Source organism: Sphingobacterium sp. SGL-16 (genome assembly GCF_011043515.1).
Taxonomy (GTDB): Bacteria; Bacteroidota; Bacteroidia; order Sphingobacteriales; family Sphingobacteriaceae; genus Sphingobacterium; species Sphingobacterium litopenaei.
In genome coordinates, this window is the sequence record NZ_JAAKGQ010000024.1 from 1 (window position 1) to 19,851 (window position 19,851).

Consider the following 19,851-nt stretch of genomic DNA (forward strand, 5'->3'; position numbering starts at 1 on the left):
CCCCATTCTATGGACACTAAATCTTTACCGCGGAGCATAAAGCGGCGGAAATTATGATTTTGTTTTATGTTTCCGAAGACCGGTTCCACATCATAACATCGTTTTTTTCGTTTGAGAATTCCTTCTTCGCTATTAAGAAGTTCATAGGCTAATAATCTATTAAAATATATGGGTAGTAATCTAAAGCTTGAGAGTGAATTAGATAAAGGGTCTATTTTTTATTTTGATATTGAAGTACGATATGAGCAAAATTTGGTACAAGTAGAAGAAGAACTGAATGTTGGTCGGGTTTTAATTGTTGATGACAACCAGAACAATAGGACCATTCTTTAACATATGTTAGAATATAAAAATATCACTTGTGTTACGGCAGCTAATGGTATAGAAGCTATTCAGCTTTTAATTAATGGAGAGTTTTTCGATACTATCTTAATGGATTACCATATGCCAATACTTTCAGGGCTTGAAACTATAGATAAGATGAAAGAGATTTTTAAACAGAATAATAGAACTGTGCCTCTTGTGGTATTACATACTTCCTCGGAAGAACATGATGTTATATCAGCATTCAGAAAGAATGAAAATTCGCATTGTTAACTCAAGCCAATTAAATCTGATGAATTATATAGAATACTTGCTAAAACCTCTCAGAGCGTTAAAACTAAAAGAGAAGAAGATTTCTCGAACAGGGATCTGTCAATTTTTGAACAACCTATAAATGTCTTATTGGCTGATGATAATCCGGTTAATAGGGCTTTGAATCACAAGATGCTAGAGATGTTAGTTCCTGGTGCGAGATTTCTGCAAGTGAGTGATGGAAAACAAGCTGTTGAAGCATGTGAAAAGGAGATATTCCAACTCATTTTAATGGACGTACAAATGCCTATTATGGATGGCTATGATGCTACGAGACATATCCGTTTATTGCCAGGATATCAATATATACCAATTATAGCGGTAAGTGCAGGAAATGTCTCTGGCGAAATGGAACGATGCGTTAGGGCGGGAATGAACGATTTTTTGTCCAAACCATTTACATCAAAGGATATGTTAAAGGTTCTTCAGGCTAATATTGGCCTTGGCGGGGATGAATGATTGATTTAATCAAGATCGGTAGAAATATTACAGCGGAAGTTGTCAACTAAGTCAATTTCTCTCTTAGACTAAATGCGCTTTAAATTTAAGTTGATTTTTCTATGATGTATGTAATTTAATGATTTTCCAATTTTGTGGTAGAGGCATTATATCCATCCTTCGCGTAAGGCTTTCGAGCCTAATTCGACAAAGGATTTACAGTTTGATTTTCGGAGGATATTTTTACGATGAACACTCACTGTATATGGGGATATGTATAGTGCTGAAGCGATTTCGAGTGTGGTACTGCCTAACAGAACCAATTGGATTATTTCTTTTTCTCTTCTGGTAAATAAAGAAGCTTCAGGTGTTTTTTGTTGGCCATAAGGAGTTAATACATTATAGTATGAAGGTTCACCATCTAATCCTAAGAAAGAAAGGTTGATTGCCTTTTCTTCTGTTTTAAGTTGAGTTATATCGGTGTGAACCCCTAGTACTCTTACCACAGCTCCATCCTCATTGGTTTGAATGGTGCTTACTTGTTGCAATATCCATTTGTATGAGCCATCTGCACAGCGTAAGCGATAATCGTAATTTACCTTGTATTTCAATACCTTATCAGGCTTGAGTTTCGAAAAAAAATTTGTTACTTCTTGCTCATACATTACAAAACGGGATTTATCATCGGGATGTATGTTATTCATAATGTTTTCAGGATTAAAGTTGCTTAAAGACCATCCTAATACATTCTTTAAGCTCTCACTCACAAATTCTATTTCTATATTGCCAACATTAAAGATATAATAATAATATGCCTCGGGTGAAGTCTATCTAAAAGCTTCTCATAAATTTCGAGCTGAAATGTATAAGGTAAATTAGCTTCGGGCGCATATTTTGCAATTTCTTGCCAAGTTTGTTTTGCTTGATTGTATTTCAATAAATCCATAGGTAATTACTTAAATCAAATATCATAAAAATTTTCAATTATCACCTAAAGGGTATGCTTTCGATTAAGAAAAATTTTTCTATGGATCTTCTGGTCAGTAAATATACTTAAGGTTCTTTCGGTTGCTGTGGGGTTAAGAAATTATCTTCTTTCGCGCGATTGCGAGTCTGCAACACCTATGGTAGATCTTTCAATCTCTAACTTACCATCGAGCTTGCTTGTCGCCAAAATGCTTTACAGGGTGATTAAACTTTTCAATAATCTTTTATTAGTCAAAAGTCGCTGTCAGTCCATATGCTTATAGTTTTGCGAAATAATAATATAAGGGAAACTTGCTAATTCCATTTAATATTAATTGTGTTTCGAAAACGTCTTAATTATGAATTTAGTCGCTTATAATAAATCACACTTTAAAATAAGGTTCTTATATAACATAGTATTTTATTCTTTAGGGCTCTCGTTGAATAGTTTCTCTAAAATTTGGAAGCGAAAGTCGAAGATTTCAATTAGTTTGTTTTTGACAAAAAGTCTCCTTGAGAAATTTAATTACGATTTGTTCGACCTCTTCCTTTAAGCTTAACCAATTTCGGGCTGATTTGTAGAAAGATTTCCGGCTATGCTTGAGTTTATGTTAATTATTTGCTGTGCTCTGTGTGTCATCATCTTTCAACTCTTTTATATACATAAGACCGTTCTCTATATCTTTTACAATGTTTAATATTTCATTCCAACGAAAAGGCTCGTGATTTATAACTTTATCTTCTAAATCTTTCGTAACTTGATTTAATTTGATTAATCCTACGTGAGACGCTGTGCCTTTTAGTTTATGAAGAATCGATTTAAGCGAAGATATATCTTTGTATTCTATAGCTTGCTTTAATATTATTATTGTGTTGTTTAATTCTTGAATTACAAGGTCAAGAAAATATCTTTTAAACTCGTCATCGTCACTATAATTACTTTCTAAAATTGATCTATCAAAATCAAAGTCTAAAGTAGCATGCTTTGCAGTCGTATCACCAGGAATGTTAGCAAGAACTTCCATAATTACACTTTTTAAATCAGCAATACGAATTGGTTTAGCAAGAAACTGTGTCATGCCGGCTTGAATGCAGTTTTGTTTTTCGCTCAAAGTATTTCCTGCAGTAATGGCAATGATGGGTGTGTTTTTGTAATTATCCAATTGTCTTATTTTTTTGGTTGCTTCTGTACCATCCATAACTGGCATTTGAACGTCCATTAAAATAATATCGAATTGTTTTTCTGTACACGCCTGATATGCTTTTTCTCCATCATTAACAGAAATTATTTCGGATTTCGGTAATAAACCAGCTAGCATGCGGAGATTTAGTTGCATGTTTACTGCATTGTCATCGGCTACTAATATAGCAGCTATAGATTCGTTTTTGTCTAGCAAATTTTCTGTCGCAATACTATTTTTAATTAGATCTTTATCTTCTTTATCTTGTTGGTGTTTGTGTATTGATTGGTTAATTGCCAAGTATAATTTATCTGTTTTGATAGGCTTCATTAAACTAACAATTTCATTATCGTCACTTAAATGTGATAACAATTCTTGTTTCTCGTAGGAAGTATGCAAAATTATTAACGGTATTTCCATATTTTTACTAGCCATTATTTCTTTCATCTTGGCAATAGTTTCTACACCAGAGAGAACTGGCATATGATAGTCCACAAGAATAAGGTTAAATTCTTCTCCTTGGGCTAATAACTGCAAAGCTTCTACTCCATTTTTTGCTAAGGTTGTATCAATATTCTTATACTTAAGCATATGATCCATTATAATTCGATTGTTAGTATTATCATCTACAATCAAAGCACGCTTAATAGGTATTTCTATTTTATTATTAGGGTTAGTAATTGTTTTTTCATACTCAACTTCCAAATCGAAAAAGAAAGTAGTTCCATTTTCTGGCTCACTTAAAAGCTGCAAATTACTGTGCATATATTTTAGTAAGTTGTTGGAAATAGTAAGACCTAATCCTGTCCCTCCATACCTTTTGCTAATTGAACTGTCTTCTTGGGTAAATGCTTGAAATATTTTATCCTGCTTCTCTTTTGCAATTCCGATACCAGTATCTCTTACAGAAAAACGAAGTTTTGTTGTTGAACCCATTTGGCTTATTTGTTGGACTTTAAGTTCAACCTCGCCTTCTTCAGTGAACTTTACGGCATTCCCCATTAAGTTTATTAAAACTTGCTTTAGTCGCGAATCATCGACCCAAATATTTAAATCTAACTCTTCAGGCACATTAAGTAACAATTCTAAACCTTTACTTTGCGCCTGAAACAATATCACATCTACAACTTGACTACATAAATCATATAGATTGTATTTGCCTATATATAATTCAAGTTTACCGGATTCTATTTTTGAAAAATCTAATATATCGTTAATAATACTAAGCAGACTATTTCCTGATTCATTAATATATTTAAGGTACTGCTGTTGAAGTTCATTAAGTGGTGTTTGAAGAAGTAGGTCGGAGAAGCCGATTACACCATTTAGAGGGGTACGTATCTCGTGACTCATATTTGCCAAGAATTCAGATTTTGCTTTATTTGCTGCCTCAGCAGATTTTTGAGCTATTAATAATTCTTCGTTTTTCTTTACTTCTTCTGAAATATTTTGTACAAAAATAATTATACCTCCTATTTTCTGTGCGGAAATATACCACGGTCTAACCTCCCAGTTAAAATGTTTTTCTTCTTTATCCTTACCAATATACATTACCTCATGAGTGTTTTTATAAGAAATACCTTTTAAAGCATTTTTATATATTTCTATTCGGTAATCGGGTATATCGGTAGAAAGGTCACTAATATTCCTGTGTTCAACATGTTCCTTTACAAAATTAAATTCATCTAACCACTGATTACTTACATAGAGGTAGTTTAGATTCTGGTCAAACATAGCTACTGCTGCTGGCACGTATTCGATAAAAGTGCGCAACATAGATTCTTTTCGTTCAACCTCCAAATGCATGGTCTTGCTACTATGTATATTCTGTATAATTCCAAATATCCGTTTGCACACCCCCTCGGAGAATTCTGGTATACCCTTTACACGCACCCATTGTCTGTTTTGACTGATAGGTTGCATTTCTATCTCTAAATCATATGGTATTCCTTGGTTAACTGCAGTGTAAAAAGCTTCTTGAAGTAGTATTGATGAACTCGTATGAAAATTTCCAAAAGCTGTCTCGAGATCTAGATTTTCAACTTCTTGCATTTCCATTATTTGTTTCGCTTGTGGAGATAAGTATACTCTACCATCATTCATGCTAACCTCCCAGCCACCAACTTGAGCTACTGCATTTGTTTGTTCAAGAATTTGCTGCGTATGTAAAAGATTTAGTTCAAGCTTTCTTCTATCGCTAATATCAAGTGCGATGCTGCTGACATAAGGATTTCCATCCAAATCCTTCTCTAATACATTATGGTATAAGAAAAATACTTTTTCTCCAGACTTCTTCAACAGGGTCATCATCCCTCGCATTTGCCCATGCTCAATCAGTTCTGTCATGTACTGATCATAGAGTCGTTTGTTTTCCAGCGGTATTAAATCAATTAATTTAAGACCTTCTACCTCGCTTTCTTTGTACCCCAAAAGCTCTCTTCCTTTTTCGTTAACACGTAAGATATTTCCATCTAAATCATGCATACTCATAAGCCCCAAGGAGTTTTCGAAATAATTTCTAAATCTTCGCTCAGAGTTTAATAATTTTAAACGCTCTTGGTTTTCATGGCTTATATCACGTCCAATAGCGAAAAATTCGTTGTACTTCTCCTCGTACTTAATGTGCCATTGGATGGTTATAAGACGATTGCTATTAGAAAGTGTGTAGGTTGTAAGTGAAACTTCTTTACCAGCTAAGGTATCCTTAAATGCTGCTTTTAATTCATCATTTGTATCTGCAGTAAATAAGTCTAAAAAAGGTTTACTTATTATTTCTTTATTATCTTGATTTAAGATCTGTTTGAATGATGGATTAACTTCTTTTATGTTTAAATCACTATCTATTACTCCAATTAAATTTTGGGTTACCTTTATTATATCTGTATAATATCCCGACTCAACTTTTAATTTTTTATAGGTATAAAGCTGGCTCACATTTTTGGCAAGCGCATAGAGGAAATCAATTTGACTTTGATCTATTTTTTTAGGAACAAAATCAATTACACAAAGCGTGCCCAGAGCAAATCCATCTTCATCAATAATGGGAACACCTGCATAAAATCTTATTTTGGCCTGATTAACGATTGGATTGTCGGCGGTTCTCTCATCTAGGAGTGTATCTTCAATTACAAGAGCATCCGTGCTCATTAACGTATATTGACAAATTGTTTGTTTTCGATCTACAGAGTCAACCTCCATTCCGATGCAGCTTTGTATGCGTTGAACATCTCTTTCCATTATGCTAACTAAAGCGATAGGGCAATGGGTAAAATTAGCCGCGCTTTTAGAAATAACATCAAAATCAGAATCCTTACTAAGGTTTAGTAAGTTGAATCTTTTTAGATGCGTTAATCGATCATCTTCGTTTAAAGGTATAGGATAGGTATTCATTTGTTGTCTTTTTGGCCATTTACAATTTAACTATAAAATAGTAAATCTCTTCAAAATTTTAAATATTTAACTTATTTAAGTCATTCGATTTAGCTCCCTGCTTATGATATTTTGTCTCTATAATTGTTATAAAATACTGAGTAATGATGCATAGAATCAATGCTAGCCATACCTTATTGGGTAGATAATGACTCCGATAATTTCAGGACTAATTCCCAGAGCAAAAGGTTCTTATAAATACTTAGTGCCACAAAACACCACAAGAAAGTTATAAGTTGTTACAGTGTATTGAGGAACGCTTATGAGCATATGGTTTACGATTGGGCCAAAGGAAAACCAAGATTACGTATTGTCAAGATTATCGTAAGAGGAAAGAAAATGCTTATTATGTAATAGAGTATAGCATGAAAAATTGAATTATCCTTAATATTATATATAAATTGTTACAAATAACTGTTTCAATTATTTAACTATATTTACATAATTTTCATATTAGCCTTGGGTTAAGGTCTAAATATGAGATTTTATAAACAAACCAATATGAAAAAAAACTACCTATTAGCGTTCTTATTGATCGGTACCGTAACAGGATTATCAGCACAGAATAGATTTGGATTCAAAGCAGGATTGAATCTTGCAAGTGAGTACTTGCGCATGGATAATCAGTCCTCAACAACCAAAATAGCTCCCCTTTACCATCTTTCTGCATACTATGATATTGCTGTGTCTCCGCGTTTTTCTATTCAGCCAGGACTTTCCCTAGAAGGCAAAGGTGGTAAGTCTGAAATAGATGGTGAATCACTTACAGATAAGTTAATGTATTTAGAGGTTCCTATAAATTTTATTTCATGGACACCAACGAAATCTGGAGAGTTCTTTTTTGGAGGAGGTCCATATTTTGCATATGGGGTTGATGCAAGAGTGACATCAGGTAGAAATGCACTACATTTAGAGTGGGGAAATGAAATCAATCAGCTTAGACCATTCGATGCAGGGATAGGTCTAATTTTTGGATATAGATTTAATGGAGGGTTCACAACAAGACTTTCTAGCTCGGCCGGGTTGGTTAATATTTCAAACCAGAGTGGAATGAAATATTTAAATAGAGTTACTTCTATTGGGATAGGATACGAATTCGGTAGCAAACGATAAAAGCATATCTTTTAGCTGATTTCTCTGGCTAGATACGATTGACAACTATTCTTCGAACTTAACAATAATTTTTTTATAAAATTATTGTTGTTTTCAATGTATTATCGTAATATTGCAATATTAATAAAAAATACATGGGTGTTACCAAAAGTGAAATATTTACGGAAGAACAGAATCATTTAGCCATTAATTTGAAAGCTCTGGCACATCCTGCGCGAATAGCCATTTTACAGTATATCATCAAACAGAATGCCTGTATTTGTAATGATTTGGTAGAAGAATTGGGATTGGCGCAAGCTACCATTTCCCAACATTTAAAAGAATTAAAGAACATTGGCATCATTAAAGGAAATATAGAGGGAACAAGTGTATGTTACTGTATCAATGAGACAGTTTGGCAACAAATTAAAAAAGAACTCGATACTTTCTTTGTAGCTGATATAGCTATTGAAAAATGCTGCTAATGCATTTTTTTACTTTACTATATCGCTACATTGCAATATACCATTAATCATAATAATAGAAAAAATATGAAACTATCAGAAATTAAAGAAATTCTTAAGACTTTGGATAATGTTGAATTTCAATTGGAAAATGGAACTTTTGTACCCGAACATTTTCACGTTACGGAAGTGGGGCAAATAACTAAACATTTTATTGACTGCGGTGGTATAATTCGGAGCGAAAAAGTTGTCAATTTTCAATTATGGAATGCTAATGATTTTGAACATCGCTTAAAACCCACTAAACTTTTAAACATCATTAATCTCTCGGAAGAAAAGTTAGGTATTGAAGATGTGGAAATTGAAGTGGAATATCAAAGTGACACCATTGGAAAATATGATTTAGAATTTAATGGAAAAACTTTTGTCTTGAAAAACAAAACCACAGCTTGTTTGGCAGAAGATGCTTGTGGTATTCCATCAGAAAAACAAAAGAAAAATTTAATAGGATTGCAGGTAAATCAAACCAATACTTGCACGCCAGGTGGAGGTTGTTGCTAATTTTAAAATTTATCAAAATGAAAATTGTATTATTCAGCGACATTCATGCTAATTTACCTGCATTAGAAGCTTTTTTTGCAGATGTTGAAAAAAGAAATCCTGACAGTATCTATTGTTTGGGTGATTTGGTGGGCTATAATATTTGGCCAAACGAAGTGGTTAACGAAATCCGTAAAAGAAAAATCCCAACAATTGCAGGAAATTACGATTTTGGAATTGGAAGAATGAGCAGCGAATGCGGTTGTGCATACAAAACGGACAGCGAAAAAGACAACGGAAACATTTCTATTTCATTCACAAATTCTTTAATGAACGATGAAGAAAGAGCGTATTTGCGAACACTACCAGCACATATAAAAGTAGAGTTTCAACTAAATAAAGATAAATTGAATTTGCTACTGGTTCACGGAAGTCCGAGAAAAATAAACGAATATTTATTTGAAGACCGAGAGGAGAAAAGTATGCTTCGTATTATGGAACAAGCAGATGCAGACATTCTGTGTTTTGGACATACACACAAACCATATCACAGAGTATTGAATTCGGGAATTGATGGACAAAATCATTTCAGACACGCCATCAATATTGGTTCGGTAGGCAAACCAAAAGACAGTGATGTAAGAGGTTGTTATGTAGTGCTTACCATTAATGAGAACAGCTCTGTGTTGGATAGAGACAGTGTAAAAGTTGAATTTATTCGATTTGAATACGATATTGAAAAAGCTGCAAGAGCAGTTGAAGATAGTCCGCTACCCAACGAATTTGCAGAAAATTTAAGACGTGGTTACTAATCAATTAAAAAAAGGAAATGAAAATTCCAAAGGATTTATACTTTTCCGAAGAGCATACTTGGCTGCCTATAGAAAATAACATTGGAACGATTGATATTACAGAGTTTGCCCAAAGTAATATAGGTGAAATCGTGTATGCGGATGTGTCGAATATTGGCTATTATTTTAAGCAGGACGAAAATGTTTGGTTCCATTGAAGCTGTTAAAACCGTTAGTGATTTATTTCTACCTATGTCGGGTAAAGTGATAGAAACCAATAGACTAATTTTAAAAGATCCAACATGGGTAAACAGAAAACCATTTGAAAATGGTCGGTTGGTAAAAATAGAAAACAAACTAGAAATTGTGAGCTTACTAAAAGCAGAAGAAAACGCTAACACTATAAACAATTAGAAGATGCAAGTAAAATTAAAATTCCTTGACCGTTACCTCACCTTATGGATATTCCTTGCCATGGCTTTAGGGGTGGGGTTGGGTTTTTTCTTTCCCAATATCTCTACTTTAACTAGTAGCTTATCCGTAGGCACAACCAATATTCCAATAGCAATTGGTTTAATACTGATGATGTATCCTCCATTAGCAAAAGTGGACTATTCACTTCTGCCCAAAGCGTTTAAGGATAAAAAAGTAATCGGCATATCGTTAATGCTGAATTGGATTATCGGTACAGTATTGATGTTCGGATTAGCTGTTCTGTTTTTACGGAACGAACCTGATTATATGACAGGATTGATATTGATAGCCCTGGCCAGGTGTATAGCAATGGTCATCGTTTGGAGTGACCTAGCCAAAGCCAACCGGGAATATACCGCTATGTTAGTGGCATTGAATAGCATCTTTCAGATAATTTCTTACAGCTTTTTAGTCTGGTTATTCATCAACATACTACCTGCAAAATTTGGCTTAGCCAATTTCAATGTAAGCGTGTCGATGAGTGCGGTAACAGAAAGCGTATTGATATACTTGGGTATTCCTTTTCTGGCAGGCTTTTTAAGTCGTTATATATTGGTAAAATCTAAAGGTATAGAATGGTATAACAGAATATTTGTGCCAAAAATATCACCCATTACATTGTATGCTTTACTGTTTACCATCGTATTAATGTTCAGTTTGAAGGGCGACAAAATAGTAGAACTACCAATGGATGCAGTGAAAGTGGCCATACCATTAATCATATATTTCGTGCTAATGTTTTTTGTAAGCTTCTTTATCAATAAATCTTTGAAAGTACCTTACGATAAAAACGCTTCTATCGCATTTACTGCTACAGGAAACAATTTTGAATTGGCAATCGCTGTTGCAATATCAGTTTTCGGTATTCATTCGCCGCAGGCATTTGTAGGTGTGATTGGACCATTGGTAGAAGTGCCGGTATTAATATTGCTGGTAAAGGCAAGTTTATGGTTAAAGAAAAAGTATTATAGCTAATTTTATAGGGATAAACTGCATATGTTAGATAAATTGAAAAACTCTATCTCCATAAAAAACAAAATTGAAGCGTCAACATTACTAAAAGTTGCCCCATTCCGTAAAGAAATTCGCAAGACCGAGCCTCACAAACATAACAGCTATTTAGAAATAATTTATTTAAGGGAAGGAAGCGGCAATATAAGGAAAGTTATAAAGAAATTTATAAACAGAAATTAGAACAAATAGGTTTGTAATGATAATTATCCTTCCCAGATGCTTTTTGTCTAACATGAATGATGTCATCATTTGATTTTTCTTTTCTATTTCGTTGCTTCAAATAACTACTATTATGTTTGTTAGCTTCTTCAGCATTTTTTTATCTTGAGATGGATTATATTCTAACTGACTCAGCCGCCTCAAATCTTCTAGCAAAAGCTTCGAGTTTTGTACCAGTAATTTCTAGTAGTTGAAGAACAGCGTTTGATTACCCCTAACTGAGAAAATAGGGCTGAATCTAGATTTTACGTTATATAAACTAGGCAGTCAGCCTTATTTTTTAGTATATAATCAACTTTATTATTTTACACCCGAAAGCTAATAAACACTTATTTCATAGGACGGATATATACAAGCAGGTTGGAATTAGCTCAAACCTGCTTGTACTATTATTTATCTTTTATTTTGAAAATCTGAAATTAGCAAAATAATATACCATATCTACAGTAGGAGCAAATGTCAGACTTGGTTCGCCACCAATATTTATAGCAATAACTCTATTGTGAGTATTCACTCTAGACTGCAAATCAACAGTTACATCTGTCCATTGCTGTAATTGATTATCTGGTATTCTATAATCATTTGCATTAAATGAAGAACCCTCCTGGCCAAATGTACTTTCTGATGAAAATGCCCAAAGGTAATTCATTATCCTTGGCCAAAGTCTTTGATAGGGCTCATAGGTGCCGCTAATAACAGATTTAGCCGGCATGTAAACTTTGAATTTAAGGTATCTGTACTCTGGAATATTAAATCTGTATTCCTTTGGGATTACAAATACAAATGTTCCATTTTTACCTCTCATAGTTGCTTTAAAAACATTTTGTAAGGTGATTCCAGCAGGAGCTGCAGGTGGAGATGTAGCAGGGATTTGTAGATCCAATGCCCAGGCTGTCGCATCTTGTATTTTTCCGTCTAAGAAGAAATCCATAGGAATTAAGGACTCATTTGGGGTGGTCACATATTCAATGACACCTGAGTTTTCAAAGGGCTTCAATAGATGATCAATACCTAATGAATTCGGTATATATTTTATCTTTTTAATGATACCTAATCTCAGCAGGTCTACCATAGTTTGTGCATTGGCATCTGTAATAGGAGATACCTTACGAATGAATGGTAAATAGCTTCCCCCACCTATGGTTTTGACTACACCATTTCTATTGTAATCTAATGTTTTGAGTTGGAATAAATTGCCCCCAGTTAAATCCAATTCTTCAACATTCGCAAAGTAAAATAAATCTTGTAATGTATTGGTATGTACTGGATAGGTTAGCTTTTCGTAACTAGCCACAGCATCTGCTGTGAATGTAGTAATACCATTTGCTTCAAGTATTTCTCGCTCAGCAGGATTAAATGTACTAGATCCCGTTGGCATATTTATAGCTAATGGTGTATTTAACTCTACAGAATCCAATATTGGTACGCCATTGACCTTTGGTACAACATTGTATTTAAGAAGGAGGTTGAATGGCTGTCCAGCATTTAAGTTCGCTGCAAATATTCGAGGATTATTCGTTTGTTTTCCTGTTATCTTCGTACCATTCTTGTCTGTGTATTGGTATTCTAAGCTTTTATAGTTTAGCAGAATATTGGTTAGTGAAGTAGGCCAATCTAATACAGCTGCACTAGGAGAGGTTAATACACGAGGAGAAGAGACTACCAGATTATCCACATCGGCTTGTGTATATGGTATTACAGCAATCACTTGTGGTACTGATTTGTTATCAAACTCATCAATTGTATATACTCGAATTCTGTAAAGTTTAGATTGTTTAAGATTTGTGACATTGACCCATGAGACTAAGGAGTCTATCACAATCTTTTCACTATCGTATTCAATAATAGTTTTTTTTGATTTACCCATTGATATTTGACTCGAAGGAATGCGACCTACTTTCATCAAATCTATTTCTACACGCTCAAATCCTACTTTACTTACAATAGTGTCGTATTTTGCAGGGTATACCACTTCGTTAGAATAGGGTTGTACATTGTCATACATTCCCTTACAAGAATATATCATTGCTAATACCCATATTAAAAATAGGTATTTGCTGTTTCTTTTAATAACTTTCATATTTCAAGATTAGTTACTTTTTCTACCATAAAGAGTAATCTCCGAAAGACAATTGGCATCTTCCAGGGTATAGTTTCCATTAAAACTTTTGACAGCTTCATATCTAAACCAGCGTGTTTTCTTTGTGTAGGCCGGTTCATCAGGATACATATATGCCATATCACCCGCTTCACCTTTTTTCACAAACTCTAATTCACTCAATCCTAAAGGAACTTCTATTTTGCTTTGAGAAACAAATTCCCAAGAATTAGTGGCATCATCCCAGATGTACATATTATACACACCAACATTTTCATCTCTATAGTATTGGCCTCGTGATATATTAGCTAAGCCACCGGAGTGACGCTGTACAGTGACTATGCGGCTAAGTTCGTAATATCCACCTAAGTCGATTATAAAATTCCAAGGCATATTCCCATCAGCTGAACGCCCCGTCTTTCCACGTCCACTGGTATGCATAAAATTCAAATTATCACCTCTATCAATGATATCATCAATTACGTATCTATTTCTACCCTCTAGACCATTACCGAATACCATAGGAACTCCGCCAACTGAATCGTTTGGGTTGGGTAAAATCCATGATTGTTTTGGGATTTTAATATCTTCATACAGTGATATTTGTCCTTTGGATATAGGTTCTGTGATATTACCATATATGTCTTCTACTCTGATTTTTACGTCCACTTTTTCCGAGGGAGAAAGTACAAGGTCATTGATAAAGCGTCTATCCTTTTCAAGATTTGACGAAAAAACAGAAGTTATAGATCTAGTTTCCCCATTTTGATTGAAGGAGAAATCAACATATACATTGATGTTTTGCTTTAATTCATTTGACCAATCTATAAAGAAAGAGCTAAATCCTGGTTTTACCACCATCGAGTTTGCTACTCTACTAAATGCAGGTTCTAAAGGTCTAACTTTTACATTTAATGGTTCTGATTTATTACCTGCTCTATCTACAGCATACAATTGAATAGTATATTCTTCGGTGTCTGGTAAACCGTATACGTCCAAAGAGTCCACAAAGTAAGAAGCTGCGAAAGTGAATTTTTTACCATTTTTATTCGTGTAAATAGCCTCCACACTCATCAAATCCTCATCGTCTGGAAATGAATAGAAAAATCTAGCCCCACCGTATAATGCCTCATAGCTTTTTAAAGTGATTTTTCCTGGAGCTTGGGTGTCATCACTATTGGGTTTGAATCTATCTTTCTCTTTACAAGCGGATATAATGCATAAACTTACCAGACAGTAAATGAATCCTAAATATATTGTTTTCATAATAATTGCAATTTAAAATCTTCAAATAATTACCATCCTGGGTTCTGAATCAATTGTCCATTGGTATTCATCTCATTAAGACTAATAGGCCATAAACAGTCTGTGATAGTAAATCTTCGCTGTTGTTTTACCTCTAATACAAAGAAAGTGTTACCTGTTGTCCCTGTGTGGGTCCATCCCCATACCGGTGATGAGAAGGCAGAAGTCGCTCTTTTGTGACGCCACATATCCCAAAAATGAATACCTTCAAACGCAAATTCAATCGCGCGTTCTTGAAGTATTATATCCCTTAGCCCTTCTTTGGTTTTGTGTTTATTTACTGTTTTTGCTAGTGTAGGATCAGCCCAAACAACTTCTATTTTAGGTACACCAGCACGTTCTCTTACTTTGTTGATTTCATCGTAAACAGATTGTGAAGGTCCAAGATGTTCGTTCATCGCTTCTGCTTTCATCAAATATAAATCTGCCATACGTACTATTGGGTATGGAAATTTTATAGTACGTTGCCAAGCGTTGGATTGCGATTCAGGATGTATCATTTTTTGAGTACCAATACCTGTTGCTAAAAAGTCGGTAGTATGTTGAGAGGAATTATACCCTCCATGTGAGTTACCGTACATCATGGTGTTAATGCGTACGGCATGTGCTCTCCAATAGCCGGCGGTAATACCCAAATTTGCATAGAATCTAGGTTCTCTATTCATGTAAAGCTTAATGGTCTCCGCTCCTGGTTGCATATAGCCATTCCAATGCGTGTATGCTGGATCTGCAGCGCCAGGGGTTCTGATGATCTCATGTCTATTATTATAATCATAAGTAAGATCCTCTTCAATTGGTAAACCATTTTCAGTATAATAGCGTTCGGCCATTGCATAGGTAGCTGCCATCCATTGCCAAGAGTAGGCCGCTGTATTTACTACCCCGTCGCCATAGCCTTCTGGTAATCTGATGTTTGTCGAGTGTGCTAGCTCACCTTGGTTATAGTAGTCAAGATTAGAATTTCCCCATACTAATTCTTTGTTCCAAGGATCTACAATTAGCATACGCAAATCATACAACTTTTTCATTCTTTCTGTGTTCTCTTGAAAGGCTGGTCTATCGTATATGAAAGGCTCTTTTTCGAATTTATATAATCCTAATCCATTTGCTTCCGCTGTAGCAATTGCATCATTTATTGCTACTAATGCTTCTTGCCATTTTTCGTTATTCGCTTGCATTGGGAAAAATGGTTGACCATCTCTATCCATAAAGTCACCGAAATACTCTTGGTTCCCGTTGAAAAATGGACTTGCTCTAAAAAATAGGACCCGCGCTTTAATTGCTTTTGCTGCTACCTGATCAATTTGACCCAGGTTGTTCGAAGTCGCTCTCTCATTCAATTTTGGAATCGCTTGATTCATTAAATCCAAGATATAAGTAAAGCATTCTTCAACTTTTTTTCTAGGTAAGAATAACTCTTCTTTGGTAGATTCAGGCGAGGCTGTAGTTTCGGGAATAACAATGGGGCCATATTGCTGCACAAGTAAAAATGCGAAATATGCTTTTAAGAACATCACTTGTGCTTTCCAATCGGCAATCTCCATTTCCGACATGTCTTTTACTTTGTCAATGTTTGCTAAAAATACATCCGCTTGGCGAATAGCTATATATAATGGTTTTCCACCTTCAGATCCAGACCAGAAGCCCAATTGCGGGTTTGTCTGAGACTGTAAACCACGCATAATACGTATAGCTCTAAGATTGCTGGTTGTATTGTTCAAATCCAATCTACCTACGTATTCATCGCCTAATGTCCATGTGGTTACGTGGGTTCTCTCGTCGTTAGGCAAATAACTGTATACTTTAGCTAGTGCGTTGTATGCGTCTTCTTTAAGTGTGAATATATCTTCTAACTTTAAGGTGTTATCCGGAACTACATCTAGATACTTCGTACAAGAACCCAGACTTATGGCAGTTGCTACTACTAAATATTTTAATGATTTCATTTTCTTAGTTCTTTAAATTAATACACTAACTGAATCCCAATGTTAAATCTCTTGTTTGGAGGATATCCCAATCCATTTCTTCCCATCTCTGGGTCCCAAAGTTTGAATGGACTAGTCACAAATAAATTTTCACCACTGAAATAGATTCGGCTGCCTTTATTAATTCCAAAACGCTTTAAACTTTTAGGGCTGTATCCAATCTCTACAGATTTTAAGCGCAAGAAAGATCCATCACGCATCCACCATGATGATTGTTGTAGATTATTGTTGACAGGTTCGGTAGATAACCTAGGCCAAAAGGCATGAATATTTGGATTTGTTTCACTCCAATAATCTTCCGCAATGATGGCCAAGGCATTTCTTCTGTTAGCAAATGGAGCAATACCATAAGCTCCTGAGGAAAGGTTAGATTCTGCCGAGGAATTGATAAAGAAAGATACATTGGCATTACCCTGTAAGAAAAAGGATAAGTCCACGGACTTGTATCCCATCGACATACCAAAACCATATTGTATTTCTGGTACTGTAGGGAAGCCCATAGCGATGCGGTCATTACTGTTGATGATTCCATCTCCGTTTATGTCTTTGTATTTGATATCTCCAGCCATATATTCGCCGAAATCTTGTTTTGGAGAGTTTTGTATTTCTTCCTCATCTACAAACAAGCGCTCAGCGAGTAAGCCCCATTGTTGGTTGATGTTTTGTCCTCTTCTTTTTAAATATGAATCGGGGTAATCTCTTTCATCCAATTCGTCTAATTTGTTAACAGCATATGTAAAATTTGCGCGTCCTGATAACCAAAAGTCTTGATTTATGTTTTTCATATAGTCCAATGAACCATCGAAACCTTGCGAGCTTACCTGTCCAACATTTCCACTTACACTAGCTTCAAGACCTGCTGAGGCTGGGAAGTTTTCACGATTCATGTATATCTTGCTACGCACATCTCTGAAGAAATCAGCTGTAAATTTTAGGGATTCATTCATGAAATTAATTTCTGCTCCTAGATTCCATTTTTCGGATTGCTCCCAAGTAATGTCAGGGTTAGCATATCTGTTTACAGAATACCCATCATAAGCGTTCATGAATGAGGTTCCCCAGCGATATGCCCCACCACCCATAGCGATATCAGAAAGGTAAAAGAAACGACCGGATCTACTGGATATAGCATCGTTACCTACTAAACCCCAAGTACCACGCAGTTTCAAGGAGCTAACGATAGGTTTTAATGGTTCAAAAAAACTTTCGTTGGACATCAACCAACTTACCCCAAATGAAGGAAAAAATCCATAACGCTTTTCGCCAGTAAATTTCTCTGATCCATTGTAGCCATAACTCGCCTCAGCGAAATATTTATTATCATAATCGTAGGTTAGACGACCTGAATTACCCATGTTTTTTTCGGGTAATGTTTCGTAAATCGAAGTACTATTGCCCGCGGTCAATAGTTTTTCTTCCATCATACCAACAGTCATAGCACCAATATTGTGCAAACCAAATGAGCGATTCCAATTTAATCTGGCTTCGAAATAATAATGTCCATTGGCATCACGTCCTGGAATTACGTTTCCAAGGTATGATTGCCCCGAAGTAGGGTTGAGTGGGTACAGTTTGAACTCACCGGTGATTTGATTGTAGCTTTCTAAATCATAATAGAAAGGATTGTATGTTCGGCGACTAGAGTATTTTCCCCAAGTACTTACCGAGGCTTTTCCCTGAATCTTTAGCCCTTCTGTAAGGAAACCTAAGTCTTGGGATAATGTTGCTTGTGCGATGATGCTACTTTCATTGCGGTCTTCAAATCCCCTTACCATCTCCGCATATGGATTTGATTTTAGTGAACCGGTAACAAATGAATTTCCGAATAGAACATGCTCTGTAAATTCATTCGCAGCATCAGGCTTGTATACAGCAGGAAAATCTACTGGGTTACTATTCATTGTCATACGGAAAATATTGGAGGCAGATTCATATGGACCAGTATAACGCTCAAATCTACCTTGAATACGGGTGTCTAAGGTGGTTGTTTTCGTTAATTTAAAAATAACATTAGACCGTATAAATAATCGATTGATATCAATATTGTTATTGAAGTTGTTTCGATTATCAACTTTCAAAAGCCCTGTTTCTTTATCAAATCCTGTTGATACATAATATGTTGCAACTTGGCCGCCTCCGGACAAATTCACATTTGCCTTAGTATTGGTAGTAGACTTATTGAATAATGTATTGTACCAATTAATATTTGGGTAGATCATAGCATCTTCCCCATTTTGGGTAGATTGGATTTTTTGTTCGGAATAGTATGATCCTAAAATAGGTTGGCGGGTCAATTGTGCTTGATTGTACAATCGCATATAGGTAACCCCGTCTATCATATCAATCATTTTGGTCGGCATGGCAGTATTTACATCCACACGCGCGTTCATGGATACGGGGCCTTCTCGTCCAGATTTCGTAGTCACCATGATAATACCGTTCGCACCGCGAGCACCATACAATACAGTTGCTGAAGCATCTTTTAATATCGAGAAGCTTTCTATATCATCTGGTTGCAATCTGGCGAGGTTGTCTGTGGTAGCTTCGAATCCATCAATTAAGATTAATGGAGAGGTTTGATAACCAAATGTTGTCACACCACGAATAAAAAACTGCGCATTGTCCGCTCCGGGTTCCCCAGATGTTTGGTAGGAAATGACACCAGGAATTCTACCTGCAAATGATCCCGTTAAGTTGGATGCTGGGATTTTTAAATCTGAAGCTTTGACCGTCGTAATAGCGCCCACTACACTAGATTTTTTTTGTGTACCGAATGCGACCACTGTTACCTCATCAATGGTACTGCCGTCCTCGTACAGCAAAATTTCAAGAATGTTTTTTTGATCGACGGCAATACTCAGTGTTTTCATTCCCACATACGTAAAGGTAAGGCTATCACCCACGTTAGCAGTTAATTGAAATTCACCATTTGCATTGGTCTGAGTTGAAGTTATTTTATTCTTCAGAACACTAACACCTCCGATTGCATCCCCATTTGAGCCGTTTTTAACAACACCTGTAATTTGCTTTTGGGAAAATGCGAAAATAGGAATAGCTAGTAAGAATAAAAGACTCAACAGTTTTTGTTGAACTTTTTTCATAAAATAGAATTTAATTGGCTAAATCGATTAATTTTATAATAAATCTACAGATAGAATTTAAAAAAAACAAGAATTAAAACGTGAAACTATCGAATCAAAATTTTATAAAACGGAGCGT

Annotated in this window: 17 protein-coding genes; 9 read left to right on the forward strand and 8 right to left on the reverse strand. The window is 35.3% G+C overall.

What is annotated here, in order from left to right; translation table 11 throughout:
- Nucleotides 1-215 (reverse strand): transposase (locus tag G5B32_RS17555; RefSeq protein WP_317166103.1); only part of this gene is annotated, 215 nt, incomplete at its 3' end.
- 121 nt (nucleotides 216-336) lie between these two features.
- Between G5B32_RS17555 and G5B32_RS09475 the strand changes: the two genes are divergently transcribed.
- Both G5B32_RS09475 and G5B32_RS09480 read left to right on the forward strand, forming a co-directional pair.
- Nucleotides 337-597, forward strand: coding sequence for a response regulator (locus G5B32_RS09475; protein ID WP_165291306.1), 261 nt, complete (start codon nucleotides 337-339; stop codon nucleotides 595-597).
- A 129-nt stretch (nucleotides 598-726) separates the two neighbouring features.
- The gene (locus G5B32_RS09480; RefSeq protein WP_165291307.1) at nucleotides 727-1,095 is read left to right on the forward strand and encodes a response regulator; all 369 of its coding nucleotides are present in this window, start codon (nucleotides 727-729) and stop codon (nucleotides 1,093-1,095) included.
- 146 nt (nucleotides 1,096-1,241) lie between these two features.
- On the opposite strand, the gene G5B32_RS17480 is transcribed toward G5B32_RS09480, so the two are convergent.
- The 3 genes from G5B32_RS17480 to G5B32_RS09495 all read right to left on the reverse strand — a co-directional run bounded on the left by G5B32_RS17480 (nucleotide 1,242) and on the right by G5B32_RS09495 (nucleotide 6,611).
- Nucleotides 1,242-1,841, reverse strand: a complete 600-nt coding sequence (locus tag G5B32_RS17480) for a LuxR C-terminal-related transcriptional regulator (protein ID WP_165291308.1) — start codon at nucleotides 1,839-1,841, stop codon at nucleotides 1,242-1,244.
- Nucleotides 1,842-1,852: 11 nt separating this feature from the next.
- Nucleotides 1,853-2,020 carry a hypothetical protein gene (locus G5B32_RS09490; RefSeq protein ID WP_165291309.1) on the reverse strand — a complete coding sequence of 56 codons (168 nt, stop codon included), beginning with the start codon at nucleotides 2,018-2,020 and terminating at the stop codon, nucleotides 1,853-1,855.
- Between the two features lie 631 nt (nucleotides 2,021-2,651).
- Entirely contained in the window at nucleotides 2,652-6,611 is a 3,960-nt protein-coding gene (locus G5B32_RS09495; protein WP_165291310.1) for a response regulator, read from the reverse strand.
- 540 nt (nucleotides 6,612-7,151) lie between these two features.
- Here G5B32_RS09495 and G5B32_RS09500 point away from each other — a divergent pair.
- From G5B32_RS09500 to arsB, 7 genes are all read left to right on the forward strand, one after another.
- Nucleotides 7,152-7,763 carry an outer membrane beta-barrel protein gene (locus G5B32_RS09500; RefSeq protein WP_165291311.1) on the forward strand — a complete coding sequence of 204 codons (612 nt, stop codon included), beginning with the start codon at nucleotides 7,152-7,154 and terminating at the stop codon, nucleotides 7,761-7,763.
- A 134-nt stretch (nucleotides 7,764-7,897) separates the two neighbouring features.
- Nucleotides 7,898-8,227: an ArsR/SmtB family transcription factor gene (locus tag G5B32_RS09505; protein WP_149914300.1), complete on the forward strand. Its 330-nt coding sequence runs from the start codon at nucleotides 7,898-7,900 to the stop codon at nucleotides 8,225-8,227.
- A gap of 66 nt (nucleotides 8,228-8,293) precedes the next feature.
- A complete protein-coding gene (locus G5B32_RS09510; RefSeq protein ID WP_165291312.1) occupies nucleotides 8,294-8,767 on the forward strand; it encodes a DUF6428 family protein in 474 nt (157 codons plus the stop codon).
- Between the two features lie 17 nt (nucleotides 8,768-8,784).
- On the forward strand, nucleotides 8,785-9,558 hold the full coding sequence (locus G5B32_RS09515; RefSeq protein WP_165291313.1) for a metallophosphoesterase family protein: 774 nt from the start codon (nucleotides 8,785-8,787) through the stop codon (nucleotides 9,556-9,558).
- A 17-nt stretch (nucleotides 9,559-9,575) separates the two neighbouring features.
- Nucleotides 9,576-9,755, forward strand: coding sequence for a hypothetical protein (locus tag G5B32_RS17485; protein WP_262886432.1), 180 nt, complete (start codon nucleotides 9,576-9,578; stop codon nucleotides 9,753-9,755).
- On the forward strand, nucleotides 9,739-9,951 hold the full coding sequence (locus tag G5B32_RS17490; protein WP_262886433.1) for a hypothetical protein: 213 nt from the start codon (nucleotides 9,739-9,741) through the stop codon (nucleotides 9,949-9,951). The genes G5B32_RS17485 and G5B32_RS17490 overlap by 17 nt, the downstream gene beginning before the upstream one ends.
- A 3-nt stretch (nucleotides 9,952-9,954) precedes the next feature.
- Nucleotides 9,955-10,986: an ACR3 family arsenite efflux transporter gene (gene arsB / locus G5B32_RS09525; RefSeq protein WP_165291314.1), complete on the forward strand. Its 1,032-nt coding sequence runs from the start codon at nucleotides 9,955-9,957 to the stop codon at nucleotides 10,984-10,986.
- A gap of 658 nt (nucleotides 10,987-11,644) precedes the next feature.
- Here the strand turns inward: arsB and G5B32_RS09535 are convergent.
- Genes G5B32_RS09535 through G5B32_RS09550 form a run of 4 tightly spaced genes read right to left on the reverse strand, consistent with a single transcriptional unit; the run spans nucleotide 11,645 to nucleotide 19,733 of the window.
- A complete protein-coding gene (locus tag G5B32_RS09535) occupies nucleotides 11,645-13,324 on the reverse strand; it encodes a DUF4998 domain-containing protein (protein WP_206366862.1) in 1,680 nt (559 codons plus the stop codon).
- Nucleotides 13,325-13,333: 9 nt separating this feature from the next.
- Nucleotides 13,334-14,608 carry a DUF4959 domain-containing protein gene (locus G5B32_RS09540; protein ID WP_165291315.1) on the reverse strand — a complete coding sequence of 425 codons (1,275 nt, stop codon included), beginning with the start codon at nucleotides 14,606-14,608 and terminating at the stop codon, nucleotides 13,334-13,336.
- Nucleotides 14,609-14,637: 29 nt separating this feature from the next.
- Nucleotides 14,638-16,593, reverse strand: coding sequence for a RagB/SusD family nutrient uptake outer membrane protein (locus tag G5B32_RS09545; protein WP_165291316.1), 1,956 nt, complete (start codon nucleotides 16,591-16,593; stop codon nucleotides 14,638-14,640).
- Between the two features lie 17 nt (nucleotides 16,594-16,610).
- Nucleotides 16,611-19,733: a SusC/RagA family TonB-linked outer membrane protein gene (locus tag G5B32_RS09550; RefSeq protein ID WP_165291317.1), complete on the reverse strand. Its 3,123-nt coding sequence runs from the start codon at nucleotides 19,731-19,733 to the stop codon at nucleotides 16,611-16,613.
- Between the last annotated feature and the right edge of the window lie 118 nt (nucleotides 19,734-19,851).

Excerpts from the sequence above, each read along its gene's own strand:
- G5B32_RS09535 (WP_206366862.1), bottom strand. The coding sequence starts at position 13,324 with ATGAAAGTTATTAAAAGAAACAGCAAATACCTATTTTTAATATGGGTA.
- G5B32_RS09550 (WP_165291317.1), bottom strand. The coding sequence starts at position 19,733 with ATGAAAAAAGTTCAACAAAAACTGTTGAGTCTTTTATTCTTACTAGCT.
- G5B32_RS09495 (WP_165291310.1), bottom strand. The coding sequence starts at position 6,611 with ATGAATACCTATCCTATACCTTTAAACGAAGATGATCGATTAACGCAT.
- G5B32_RS09505 (WP_149914300.1), top strand. The coding sequence starts at position 7,898 with ATGGGTGTTACCAAAAGTGAAATATTTACGGAAGAACAGAATCATTTA.
- arsB (WP_165291314.1), top strand. The coding sequence starts at position 9,955 with ATGCAAGTAAAATTAAAATTCCTTGACCGTTACCTCACCTTATGGATA.
- G5B32_RS17490 (WP_262886433.1), top strand. The coding sequence starts at position 9,739 with ATGTTTGGTTCCATTGAAGCTGTTAAAACCGTTAGTGATTTATTTCTA.
- G5B32_RS09475 (WP_165291306.1), top strand. The coding sequence starts at position 337 with ATGTTAGAATATAAAAATATCACTTGTGTTACGGCAGCTAATGGTATA.
- G5B32_RS09490 (WP_165291309.1), bottom strand. The coding sequence starts at position 2,020 with ATGGATTTATTGAAATACAATCAAGCAAAACAAACTTGGCAAGAAATT.
- G5B32_RS17485 (WP_262886432.1), top strand. The coding sequence starts at position 9,576 with ATGAAAATTCCAAAGGATTTATACTTTTCCGAAGAGCATACTTGGCTG.
- G5B32_RS09500 (WP_165291311.1), top strand. The coding sequence starts at position 7,152 with ATGAAAAAAAACTACCTATTAGCGTTCTTATTGATCGGTACCGTAACA.
- G5B32_RS09540 (WP_165291315.1), bottom strand. The coding sequence starts at position 14,608 with ATGAAAACAATATATTTAGGATTCATTTACTGTCTGGTAAGTTTATGC.
- G5B32_RS09515 (WP_165291313.1), top strand. The coding sequence starts at position 8,785 with ATGAAAATTGTATTATTCAGCGACATTCATGCTAATTTACCTGCATTA.
- G5B32_RS09510 (WP_165291312.1), top strand. The coding sequence starts at position 8,294 with ATGAAACTATCAGAAATTAAAGAAATTCTTAAGACTTTGGATAATGTT.
- G5B32_RS09545 (WP_165291316.1), bottom strand. The coding sequence starts at position 16,593 with ATGAAATCATTAAAATATTTAGTAGTAGCAACTGCCATAAGTCTGGGT.